Consider the following 13008-nt stretch of genomic DNA (forward strand, 5'->3'; position numbering starts at 1 on the left):
ATAGATAAAGAGGCTAGGAACCTGACCTGCCTCTTTACCTTCTCATAGTTAGGATTCTTATTTAGCTGCTGCCAAATCTTTATCAAATTGTTGTAATTTAGTAAGGAATTGGTCTTCCTTGATTTTACCGTTATATGCATCACTCATAAGAGCAGCACTTTCAGTCCAGAAGACTGACATTTGACTAAGTTTAGGCATAACAGTTGTGTACTGATCAGATGAACCCATAGTGATTACAGCTTGTGCAAGAGCATCCTTTTGAACAGCTTCAGAAGCTTGAACTTCTTTGTTAGCTGGGATGATGTGACGGTCTTCATTAGTGAATTGGTTATTTTGACTGTCTTTGCTTGTCAAAGCTTGTGCCAATTGGTAAGAAGCAGCGATACGTTCTGCGTTACCTTTAGATGGTGTTTGGTTAACTGCGTAAAGTTTAACACCCATGAAGGCTTTTTGTTGAACGTCTTGACCACCGATATTAACTGTTGGGTAAACAGCAACACCAAGATTGTCTTTACCAACAGCTTTAGCAGCTGCAGCGTAGTCCCATGGTCCTGATTGGAAAGCATCAACAGAACCATCTTCGAATTTAGCCATCATGTTAGCTGAATCGACATTGACAAATCCTTTATTGTCTTTTTGAGCTGCGATGAATTTAAGAACATTCACACCAGCCTCGTTACCCCAGTTAGTACCTTTCACATCTTCACCGTTAGGACCAAAGAGTGTGTCACCAACTGAAAGGAAGAGAGGAGCAGTTACATAAGCATTAACTTCTTTCAAGTTGCTACCAAATTTAGCTTTAGAAGTGATTGTTTCATATGATTTCACATCTTCTTCATTAAGTTTAGATTTGTTGTAGTATGTAACTTGAGTTTCGATACCGTATGGGAAGGCGTAAGTTTTACCTTTGTATTGAGCACCTACAGCAGCTTGTTCAGTATCTTGCTCAGCAATTTCTTTTGAGTATTGCTCTGGGATTTCTTGGATAGCTCCAGCGTCTACCAATTTACCGAGTTGGTCATGTGGAAGTGAGAAGACATCTGCAGCAGTAGAAGCATCCTTAGTCAAGTTTTCTTGAGCATTTGGATCTTCCATTTCAACCATATCAACTTTGTAACCAGATTTCTTTTCAAACTGTGCTACTGTATCTGAGTAAGATTTCTTAGCACCAGTTGGTACCCAAAGTTTCAAAGTCTTGCTATCTGAGCTTGAGCTCTTGCTTGAGTTTGACCCACAAGCCACCAAGAGCGACCCAGCCACGAGAAGTCCAGCACTACCAAGTAATACCTTTTGCCATTTTTTCATTTCTATTTCCTCCAGAAATTTAGTTTACGATAACCATTATGCAATCGCTTTCATCGTTTGTCAAGTATTTTATAAAAAAATTATTTTTTTTGCAAACGATTGCATAAAACACCTATCTAGTTTATAATTGTTCTTATATTTTACGACTATATAGAAAATTTTATGAGAATGAGAGGGACATAATGGCTACAATTAAAGATGTTGCTAAGAAGGCTGGAGTCAGCCCATCAACGGTAAGTAGGACATTAAAAGATAACTCGGCTATATCAGAAGAAACAAAAATTAAAGTAAGAGCAGCTATGGAAGAATTAGGTTATGTACCAAACTCAGCAGCACAAATGTTGGCAACAGGCTTAACTCATAGTTTAGGTGTTGTTCTTCCTCCCTTAACAGACCGTGAAAATATCAGCCAGCCCTTCTATATGGAGATTTTAACAGCAATCAATGAAGAGGCTAGTTGTCATTCTCAGGTCGTTAGTATTGCTACGGGTGCTACTCTAGAGGAATTAGTCAAGCAAGTTGAGCTCATGCATCGCCAAAAACGGGCAGATGGCTTTATAATTCTCTATTCAGAAAAGAAAGATCCGGTTAAAGATTACTTATTAAAACAAAAAGTACCTTTTGTAGTGGTTGGAGCAGCAGTGGATAATGAAAATAAAGTAACCTATATTGATAATGATAATAAGGAATTAGGTCATGAAGCTGTGAACTACTTACAGGCAAAAGGTCACCGAAAGATTGGTTTTGTCACAGACGATTTATTTGGGCAAGTAGGACAGGAACGTTATCAAGGGTATCAGGAAGTGGCAGACAATCTAAATTTGGATGTCTTACCTGAACTTGTATTTTCAGCTCGAACAATCGAGACTTTTAAAAAGGAATTGGAAAGATTTTCTCCGACAGCTTTGATTGTTAAGGATGACCTTATTGCCCTTCGTCTCATTCAATGGTTAAACAACCAAGGATTTAGAGTTCCTGAAGATTATGCCATTATTTCTTTCAATAATTCGACTTTTGCTGAAATCATGCATCCTTTCTTGACCACATTTGACATTAATATTCAGGCACTAGCTAAAGAAAGTGTTCAAAACCTTCTTGGGATTCTTAAAGCGACTAAGATTAAGTCGCAAAAAGTCATTATTCCATTTAAACTTATAGAAAGAGAAAGCGTCTGAACTTATCCCTAATAGGTTAAGGAGCATCCAAGTAGTTGGTTAGAAAAACAGCCGGCTACTTTTTTCGTTTAAAAAGAAACCTATTTTTCGAATTCAATAGAAATAAAGATTTAAGAAAATACTCCCGTAATGTAAGCGCTTGTTTTACGAACTTTATTTTAAAGAGCTATAAATTTTTTATTTTTTTGTTAAAAATTCTTGACTAATGCAAACGTTTGCATTATAATAATAAGTGTAAAAAATAATTTGAGGTAAACGTTATGAACAAACGAGCAAGCGGTGTTTTGATGCACATCACATCACTTCCAGGTGACTACGGGATCGGATCTTTCGGTCAAGCAGCCTATGACTTTGTTGATTTCTTAAAAGAAACAAAACAAACTTACTGGCAGATTTTGCCACTTACTACAACAAGTTATGGGGATTCACCTTACCAATCATTCTCAGCGGTAGCAGGAAATACACACTTTATCGATTTGGATTTCCTTATTCGTGACAAATTTTTAACTAAAGCTGATGTTAAAAACGCTGACTTTGGGTCAGATCCTGAGTTTATTGACTATGCTAAAGTTTACGAAGCACGTCGTCCAATTCTTGAAAAAGCAGTTAAAGCAATTTTAGCAGATAAGAAAGAAACTAAAAGATTCGAATCTTTTAAAACTAAAAATGCTAACTGGTTAGCTGATTATGCTGATTTCATGGCTATCAAAGAACACTTCGATAACAAAGCACTTCAAGATTGGGATGATAAAAAAGCAGTTAAACGCGATGAAGCAACTCTTGAGAAACTTCGCAAAGAACTTGCTGATGTTATCACATATCACCAAGTAGTACAATACCTCTTCTTTAGCCAATGGGCAGAACTAAAAGCTTATGCTAACAAAAATGGTATTCAAATCATCGGTGACATGCCAATCTACATTTCAGCTGATAGTGTTGAAGTTTGGACTCAACCACATCTCTTCAAACTAGACGCTGAATGTAAACCGCGTTACATTGCAGGAGTTCCACCTGATAACTTCTCAGCAACTGGTCAACTTTGGGGTAACCCAATCTATGCTTGGGATAAACACAAAGCAGAAAATTATGCTTGGTGGGTATTCCGTATTCAAGAATCATTTAAACTTTATGATTACTTGCGTATTGACCACTTCAAAGGGTTCTCTGACTTCTGGGAAATTCCTGGAGGAGATGAAACTGCTGAAAATGGTGAATGGGTTCCTGGACCTGGTTATGACCTTTTCAAAGTGGTTAAAGAAGAATTGGGTGATCTTAAAATCATTGCCGAAGACCTTGGTAACATTGATGATAAGACACGTAAACTTCTTGCAGACTGTGGTTACCCTGGAATGAAGATTGTTCAATTTGGATTCTACGATACTACTGGAAATAGCATTGACATTCCACACGTATACACACAACATTCAGTTGCCTACACAGGTACACATGATAACGAAGTAATCAACGGTTGGTACGACAACTTGACGCAAGAGCAACGTGATTATACTGATGCATACATCAACCGTCGTCAAGGTGAACCAATCACACGTGCTCTTCTTCGCACCCTCTTTGCTACTGTAAGCAACACAGCTATTGCGACTATGCAGGATATCCTTGATAAACCTGAAAATAGCCGTACAAACTTCCCTAACACAGTTGGTCAAAACTGGAAATGGCGTATGCTTCCAGGTGAAATTACTGTCGACAAGAAAGAATTTTTGACAGACATTACAGAAAGATATAATCGAGGTAATAACTAAAATGGCTACATTTACACAATATGTTGAAGCAAAAAACAAAAATCTTAAGGACCTTTCAAACGAAGGAATCTACTATCTTTTGTTGGAATTCGTAAAAGAAGCAGCTGCTCCAAAACCTAAAAACGATAGCAAACGTAAAGTTTACTATATCTCAGCTGAATTCTTGATCGGTAAACTTTTGTCTAACAACTTGATCAACTTGGGTATCTACAAAGATGTTAAGGCTGAATTGGATGCTGCTGGTAAATCAATCAGCGAAATTGAAGACGTTGAACCAGAACCATCTCTTGGTAACGGTGGTTTGGGACGTTTGGCTTCATGTTTCATCGATTCTATGTCAACACTTGGCATCAACGGTGAAGGTGTTGGTCTTAACTACCACTGTGGTCTCTTCAAACAAGTCTTCAAAGATAACAAACAAGATGCAGAACCAAACTACTGGATTGAAGATCAATCATGGTTGGTACCAACTGATATCTCTTACGATGTTCCATTCAAAAACTTTACTTTGAAATCTCGTTTGGACCGTTTGGATATCTTGGGTTATAAGAAAGAAACTAAGAACTACCTTAACCTCTTTGATATCAATGGTGTGGACTACGGTTTGATTGATAAAGGAATCACTTTTGATCAAGACGAAATCCAAAAGAACTTGACACTTTTCCTTTACCCAGATGACTCAACTCGTAAAGGTGAGCTCTTGCGTATCTACCAACAATACTTCATGGTATCAAATGCTGCTCAACTTTTGATTGACGAAGCTATCGAACGTGGATCTAACCTTCATGATCTTCCAGATTACGCTTACGTACAAATCAATGATACTCACCCATCAATGGTAATTCCAGAATTGATCCGTCTTTTGACAGAAAAACATGGATTTGAATTTGATGAAGCAGTAGCAATCGTAAGCAAAATGGTTGGTTACACAAACCACACTATCTTGGCTGAAGCCCTTGAAAAATGGCCTCTTGACTACCTTGAAGAAGTTGTTCCACACCTTGTTGTTATCATCAAGAAATTGGATGCTATCATTCGTGAAAAATTCGAAGATCCACGTGTTCAAATCATTGACAAAGACAAACGTGTTCACATGGCACACATGGATATCCACTTCTCTACAAGCGTTAACGGTGTAGCAGCACTTCACACAGAAATCCTTAAATCTTCTGAGTTGAAACCATTCTACGACCTTTACCCAGAACGCTTCAACAACAAAACAAACGGTATTACATTCCGTCGTTGGTTGGAATTCTCAAACCAAGAACTTGCTGATTACATCAAAGAATTGATTGGCGATGGTTACCTTACTGACGCAACTCAATTGGAAAAATTGGCTGCCTTTGCAGATGATCCAGCAGTTCACAAACGTTTGGCTGAAATCAAATATGATAACAAATTGTCTCTTAAACGTTATCTTAAAGCTAACAAAGGTATCGATCTTGATGAAAACTCAATTATTGATACTCAAATCAAACGTTTCCACGAATACAAACGTCAACAAATGAACGCTTTGTATGTCATCCACAAATACTTGGAAATCAAAAAAGGAAACCTTCCAAAACGTAAAATTACTATCATCTTTGGTGGTAAAGCAGCTCCTGCTTACGTTATTGCGCAAGACATCATCCACTTGATCTTGTCACTTTCTGAACTCATCAACAATGATCCAGAAGTAAGCAAATACCTCAACGTTCACTTGGTTGAAAACTACAACGTAACAGTTGCTGAACACCTTATCCCAGCAACTGATATCTCAGAGCAAATCTCATTGGCTTCTAAAGAAGCTTCAGGTACAGGTAACATGAAATTCATGCTTAACGGTGCCCTCACTCTTGGTACAATGGACGGTGCCAACGTTGAGATTGCTGAATTGGTAGGACCAGAAAACATCTTCACGTTCGGTAAAGACTCTGATACAATCATCGACCTTTACGAAAAAGAAAGTTATGTATCACGTGATTACTACAAAAAAGATGCTAATATCAAAGCAGCTGTTGACTTTATCGTAAGTGAAGACCTCGTTAAAGTTGGAGATAAAGAACGCTTGGAACGTCTCCAAAAAGAACTTATCTCTAAAGACTGGTTCATGACATTGATTGACTTGGCTGAATACATCGACAAGAAAGAAGAAGTATACGCAGCTTACGAAGATCAAGATGCATGGAACAAAAAAGTTGTTTACAACATCGCTGAAGCAGGGTTCTTCTCATCTGACCGTACAATCGAACAGTATGACAAAGACATCTGGCACACAAAATAAAAATCTAGTTGCATAGAAGGAAACAAGATCAGAAATGGTCTTGTTTTTTTCATGAAAAAAACACAGCTAATTTAGATGGTTAGCTGTGTTTACATAAATTTAATTCTGTCAGTTATGATAATGATTCAATATATCATTAATATATGCTTCTTTATTTGATGCATCATAAGTTTTAGATGTTGAGTATTTTAGATAATGGATTTGATCTTTTGCAGTTCTGGATTCTTCTTGTAGGTATGAATCTGTTATGGTAATTTTAAAATTCTCGCTCTTACCTGTTAAATCAAGGCTTAGTGGAAAATTTGTAAATTCATCTGAGTAAAAGGCCATCTTGTAAAAGTTGTATTTGTCACCCCTAAAGCTATTTAAGTGAGGAAACGTTATATTGTACATTCCATCCCAGTAATCCCCATACTCTCTAATATCGTAGTCATCGAAGAAGTCTTGAATTCTTTCTTTGTTAGCATAATTCTTTTCAAAGGTAACGAAGGGAGTCTGCCAATCCCATATCGGAATGTCACCTTCATTTCCATAGATAATATAACTTTGCATTTTTCCTGATTTAGGATTTTTCAACTGAAACTGGTACTCTCTAACACCATCTTTGACAGCTCCAGTTTGATATAGGGTATCCCCAGGAACTATCAAAAAAAGAAAATCTCTTAGATATAATTCGAAGTCGGCATCCATTGTTTTATCATGTAATCCAGGGAAACGCTGAATTATTTGTCTGTAGTTCTCAGCATTAGAAAACCATTCTTTATCAAAGCCTGGACCGACTTCAAATACTTTATGATCGAAATAGTTTTGATATTCTTCATAATAGTTTTCAGTAGAGGTCACCTGTCCAAATGGTAAAGTCATATTGGTATTATCTGTAAAAGTAATATGTAAGAAAAGTCTTCGGGGATCAATTCCTTTATCAATATAATGGCCGACCTTATAGGCAGACAAATCATCTGGAAAATCGTCTTTTCCGAAGTGTAGAACCTCAATCTCAATATCTTTGACAACTTTTCTTTGAGGTATTATCTTCTTGACACTGTAATGATAAGCCTTGTAATAGTAATTCTCCTTATCATAGAGATAAGGCTTGTAAGCTCTTTGGTAGGCATTATAGAGAAAAATTCCAAGGGTTACAAAAAGAAGCAGAGCTAAGGCTATTTTGAACTTTTTATTTATTTTATTAGTTAGCCTTGAGAAAAAGAGACTCAATTTACTAGGATTTTGTATCATGTCAAAACTCCCCACATATTTTATACTATTATATCATGAAAATCCTTATACCTAAGGCGTCTTCGTGTACTTTGTCACTGTTTTCCTTTATAATATAAGTATCACATTACAAGAGGAGAGCTAATGAAATATATCGTAAATACATCAAACGATCCTGCCTATAATATTGCTTTGGAAGCCTATGCTTTTCGTGAATTGGTGAATGAAGAAGAATTGTTCATTCTTTGGATTAACCGTCCAGCTATCATTGTTGGTAAACACCAAAATACCATTCAAGAGATTAACAAAGAATATACAGATGCTCATGGTATCAAGGTTGTTCGCCGTTTGTCTGGTGGTGGCGCTGTTTATCACGATTTGAATAACCTGAACTATACCATCATCTCTAATAAGGCAGATGAAGGTGCTTTTGACTTTAAGACTTTCTCTCAACCTGTAATCGCTACACTTGCTGATTTGGGAGTTAAGGCTGAATTTACTGGTCGTAATGATCTTGAAATCGATGGTAAAAAGTTCTGTGGAAATGCTCAAGCTTACTATAAAGGTCGTATGATGCACCATGGTTGCTTGCTTTTTGACGTTGATATGTCGGTTCTTGGTCAAGCCCTTAAAGTCAGCAAAGACAAAATCGAATCAAAAGGCGTTAAATCTGTACGTGCTCGTGTGACCAACATCGTCGACGAATTGCCAGAAAAAATCACTGTAAATGAATTCTCAGATAAAATCTTGGAAAAAATGAAAGAATTCTACCCAGAAATGACAGAATACGTCCTTTCTGAAAGCGAATTGGCTAAGATTCAAGACTCTTATGAGAAACAATTCAATACATGGGATTGGACTTACGGACAGTCACCAGAATACACAGTAGAACGTAATGTTCGTTACCCAGCTGGTAAAATCTCAACCTATGCCAACGTTGAAAATTCAATCATTAAATCTGTTAAGATTTACGGAGATTTCTTTGGTATCGGAGATGTATCAGATATTGAAGACTTGTTGGTTGGTGTACCTTACGAGTACGAAGATGTCTTGGCAAAACTTAAAACTATTGACACAACACATTATTTCTCACGTATGACAACCGAGGAGGTTGCAAAAGCTATCGTAGCTTAATCATTGTTTGAACAATCTGGAAAACTCCAGGTTGTTTTTTCTTGGGAAAAATCTTTCAAAGTGAAATAACGATATAGATATTTTCGCATTGGTTCTGGAAGTTAGTATCTGATTGACCTAGTGTGGTATTTTATATATTCAGATAGTAAACCTATAAAGCCTCTAAGAGAAAACATCCTATAACATCTTTCCGAAAAACTGTAATTTTCTTGAAAGAAAGATAAGGGTGTGATATACTTCTATTAAGTAATTTTGGAGAAAAAACAAATGAAACGTGAACTCTTACTCGAAAAAATTGAAGAATACAAATCTCTAATGCCGTGGTTTGTCTTGGAGTATTATCAGTCTAAACTATCGGTTCCATATTCTTTTACGACCTTATACGAATACCTTAAGGAATATAAACGCTTTTTTGACTGGTTGATTGACTCAGGTATTTCAGATGCTCATGATATTGCCTCAATTGACATCAAAACCCTGGAAAATCTAACTAAAAAAGACATGGAGTCATTTGTGCTCTATCTACGTGAACGTCCGTCCTTAAATACCTATTCCAAGAAACAGGGAGTTTCTCAAACAACCATTAACCGTACGCTTTCAGCTCTATCTAGTCTCTATAAGTATTTAACTGAGGAGGTCGAGGGTCCTGACGGTGAGCCATATTTCTATCGTAACGTCATGAAAAAAGTTTCGACTAAGAAAAAGAAAGAAACCTTGGCTGCGCGTGCTGAGAATATCAAGCAGAAACTTTTTCTAGGCGATGAAACCCTGGAATTTCTTGATTATGTCGAAAATGAATACGAAGTTAAGCTCTCAAATCGCGCAAAATCTTCGTTTTACAAGAATAAAGAACGTGATTTAGCGATAATAGCCTTGCTACTGGCTTCAGGGGTTCGACTTTCTGAGGCTGTTAACCTGGACCTTAAAGATATCAATCTGAAAATGATGGTCATTGATGTTACTCGAAAAGGTGGCAAACGAGACTCAGTTAATGTAGCAAGTTTTGCAAAACCTTATCTTGAAAATTATCTTAGTATCCGTGATAAACGCTATAAGGCTGAAAAGCAAGACCTTGCCCTATTTTTAACGGAATATCGAGGGGTTCCAAACCGTATTGATGCTTCAAGTATCGAAAAAATGGTTGCCAAATATTCTCAGGATTTCAAGATACGTGTGACTCCCCATAAACTACGACACACTCTGGCAACACGTCTTTATGATGCTACCAAGTCTCAAGTTTTAGTTAGCCACCAACTTGGCCATGCTTCCACTCAGGTCACTGATCTTTATACTCATATCGTCAATGATGAGCAAAAAAATGCTCTAGATAATTTATAATTACCCTAGTCTAACCATTCCTATTTGGAGTGGTTATTTCTTAGTTTACATAAATTTAATTATGCTAAAAGTATTTTATGATCATACATAAACATAACTAAATTTATGTAAAATATTACACACAAAAAACAAACTCTCCTCCATGGAAAGCTTGTTTTACTTATTAATAATCTTTAAGGGCAGATTCAACGGCTGCTTTTTCTTTTTCAATCAAGTTTACTCGTGCGGCAATTGTCTTAATTCCCATCAAGATATTACGTTCTAAGGCTTTATCACTTGTTTGTGGCTCGAAGAAAGCAATATATTGATCAAGACGTTCTTGCGTTTTAAAGATTCCAGCTGGGATATTAACAAAGCTATCAAAGCTCATATCGCCACCTAGGGCTGCCTTAATCCAATCCCAGTTATCTTTCGCCCAGTTCCAAACGGTTTCTTGTGCAAATGATTTGCTGAGGAAATTCATATACCATAGGTACAAGTCTTGAGGTTTAACGACATGTTTGTCTTTAAGCTGACCTAGCACGTAGTCGAGACCTTCTTGGTTTTTAAGGTATGAAACTGCTTGAGTCAATTGACGACGGAAATTACTATCATTTGTTGTTACATATGCATTGACATAGTCTTCAACAAGAGTTAGACTGTCTTCCTGTTTCATTTGGTTAATGAGAACGAGACCACGGACACTTGCAGGGATGCTTTCAATGTTCTCTTTATGAGCTTGGAAAACACTTGCGGCCGCAAGGACTGCTGGTTGATAGTCTGCTTGAATCAAGTAGCTAAGAGCTGTTTGACGAACCATTTCGTCTTCATCTGATTCTCCATCTTTGGCATCGAAACCAAGACGCTCAAAGTCATTTTGGAATTGACGACGTACTAAAGCCTTGTAATGCACTTCTGCTTCTGTATCCTCATCGATAAAGCGTTTCAAACCAGCGAGGATTTGAGACTTAGCTTGAGCAATCAAGAAGCTTTCTTCTTTTTCGACAAAATCAAGAAGAGCAACTAGGCTTGCATACGAGATACGGCCACTTTCAGCAAGAAGACGGCGTTCTTGCAAAATCTGAAGTTTACTTACAGTATCAAGGTTAGCAAATTCCTCTAAGAGTTGGTCCAAGAGTTCACCTTGATAATCTGTGATGTAATGTGCTGTATTTGCTGTATTAAGGCGAAGAGCTCCTTTATTTTCAGCAGCAAGCTGGTTATAATTTGGAATCTCAATACGCTCTTCTGAGAGTGTGTCTGGGAGCCCCTTCCAGTTTGTGTTCAATGGAATCTCCCAAAGACGACCTTTATCTTCATGTTCACCAATGAAGAATTGTTTTTGACTAAGAATGAGAGTGTCGTCAACTACTTCTGCACTAACAACAGGGTAACCTGGTTGCTCCAACCAAGTATCCATGAAACTAGAGACATCTTTACCAGAAGCATCAGAAAGGGCATTCCAGAGATCTCGTCCAATAGTGTTGTTGTACTGATGTTTTTCGAAGTAAGCTTTAAGTCCTTTAGCAAAGGCTTCGTCACCTAACCAACGGCGAAGCATATGCATGAGACGGCTACCTTTAGCATAAACGATAGCACTATCAAAGAGGGTATTAATCTCATCTGGGTGATTGACTTCCATGTGGACAGACTGAACACCGTCTGTAGCATCACGTTGGAGGGCATGAGGCACACCAGTTGTTTGGAAATCTTCAAAGATATTCCAGCTAGGCTCAATGGCATCTACTGAAACATACTCCATCATATTGGCAAAGCTTTCGTTAAGCCAGAGATCATCCCACCATTTCATTGTAACAAGGTTACCGAACCATTGGTGAGCCAATTCGTGGGCAACTACAAGGGCTACTTGTTGACGGCTTGCAGCTGAGCTATTTTCATCTACAAGAAGGTAAACTTCACGATAGGTAACAAGACCCCAGTTTTCCATGGCACCTGCTGAGAAGTCAGGAAGTGCGAGATGGTATGACAATGGGATAGGATACTTGACTTGGAAGTAGTCTTCGTAGAAATCAATGACACGAACGGCAATATCAAGGGCAAAGTCAACGCTGTTTTCAGCTTGTGCAACTGTAGCGAAGACACCAACTTCAGTACCGTTTTGTGTTTTCGCTGTCTTACCTTGAAGAGCTCCAAAACCAAAGGCAAGGAGGTATGTAGACATACGAGGGGTTGTCTCAAAAGTCCAAACCCCAGTCTCTTCACGCAAATGGCTATTGATTTCAGGCATGTTTGACAAGGCTATATCGCCTTCTTCAGCATCAAATTTCAATGAGAAATCAAAAGTAGCTTTAGCTTCTGGTTCATCAACAGATGGGAAGGCTTCACGCGCAAAATGAGATTCAAACTGCGTTGAAATAATTTCCTTTTTCTCACCATTGTAGGTGTAATATGATGGGTAAATCCCTGTCATATTATCTGTAATACGACCAGAGAATTCAATGACAAGCGTCAAAACACCGGTCTCTGGAAGTTCAATATGAAAGGCTTCGTTAGCATCATCCATTTGGAAGTTTAACGATTCATTATCCAAGAGAACGGAACTAATGGTAAGGTCTTTTTGGTGAAGGGAGATATGGTTATCAAGGGCTTCACCTGTAATGGCAACATTCCCTGTAAAGGTCTTTTCAGAACGATTAATGTCCAAGAAAAGATTGTAATTTTCAGGGATGAAACTTTCGATAAAACGAGCAACAGATGCTGTCATACGTATATACTCCTAATCTAACTTTTCGTATCGAAACAGACTGACAAATGTTTCGATATTAGACTCTTTTACAAAAGAAAAGGGTCTGAATTATTCAATACAGACCCATTATAA

8 protein-coding genes are annotated in these 13008 nt (G+C 37.6%); 5 read left to right on the plus strand and 3 right to left on the minus strand.

The annotated features are described in order from the left end of the window. Positions 1-57 precede the first annotated feature (57 nt). On the minus strand, positions 58-1305 hold the full coding sequence (locus HMPREF1517_RS05140) for an extracellular solute-binding protein (protein ID WP_002884898.1): 1248 nt from the start codon (positions 1303-1305) through the stop codon (positions 58-60). Between the two features lie 182 nt (positions 1306-1487). Here HMPREF1517_RS05140 and HMPREF1517_RS05145 point away from each other — a divergent pair, with 182 nt between their 5' ends. From HMPREF1517_RS05145 to glgP, 3 genes are all read left to right on the plus strand, one after another. Beyond that, positions 1488-2480 carry a LacI family DNA-binding transcriptional regulator gene (locus tag HMPREF1517_RS05145; RefSeq protein ID WP_037599813.1) on the plus strand — a complete coding sequence of 331 codons (993 nt, stop codon included), beginning with the start codon at positions 1488-1490 and terminating at the stop codon, positions 2478-2480. A 260-nt stretch (positions 2481-2740) separates the two neighbouring features. Further along, the gene (malQ, locus tag HMPREF1517_RS05150; RefSeq protein ID WP_037599815.1) at positions 2741-4240 is read left to right on the plus strand and encodes a 4-alpha-glucanotransferase; all 1500 of its coding nucleotides are present in this window, start codon (positions 2741-2743) and stop codon (positions 4238-4240) included. 1 nt (position 4241) lies between these two features. Continuing rightward, the gene (gene glgP / locus HMPREF1517_RS05155) at positions 4242-6503 is read left to right on the plus strand and encodes a glycogen/starch/alpha-glucan family phosphorylase (protein ID WP_037599817.1); all 2262 of its coding nucleotides are present in this window, start codon (positions 4242-4244) and stop codon (positions 6501-6503) included. Between the two features lie 108 nt (positions 6504-6611). Here the strand turns inward: glgP and HMPREF1517_RS10265 are convergent, their stop codons facing one another. After that, positions 6612-7739, minus strand: a complete 1128-nt coding sequence (locus HMPREF1517_RS10265; protein WP_084639279.1) for a hypothetical protein — start codon at positions 7737-7739, stop codon at positions 6612-6614. A gap of 123 nt (positions 7740-7862) precedes the next feature. Between HMPREF1517_RS10265 and HMPREF1517_RS05170 the strand changes: the two genes are divergently transcribed. Further along, positions 7863-8852, plus strand: a complete 990-nt coding sequence (locus tag HMPREF1517_RS05170) for a lipoate--protein ligase (protein ID WP_037599820.1) — start codon at positions 7863-7865, stop codon at positions 8850-8852. 267 nt (positions 8853-9119) lie between these two features. Beyond that, positions 9120-10190, plus strand: a complete 1071-nt coding sequence (gene xerS / locus HMPREF1517_RS05175) for a tyrosine recombinase XerS (protein WP_037599822.1) — start codon at positions 9120-9122, stop codon at positions 10188-10190. 163 nt (positions 10191-10353) lie between these two features. Here the strand turns inward: xerS and HMPREF1517_RS05180 are convergent, their stop codons facing one another. Continuing rightward, positions 10354-12894: a M1 family metallopeptidase gene (locus HMPREF1517_RS05180; RefSeq protein ID WP_037599824.1), complete on the minus strand. Its 2541-nt coding sequence runs from the start codon at positions 12892-12894 to the stop codon at positions 10354-10356. Between the last annotated feature and the right edge of the window lie 114 nt (positions 12895-13008).

It is taken from the genome of Streptococcus sp. ACS2, from assembly GCF_000525585.1.
Taxonomy (GTDB): domain Bacteria; phylum Bacillota; class Bacilli; order Lactobacillales; family Streptococcaceae; genus Streptococcus.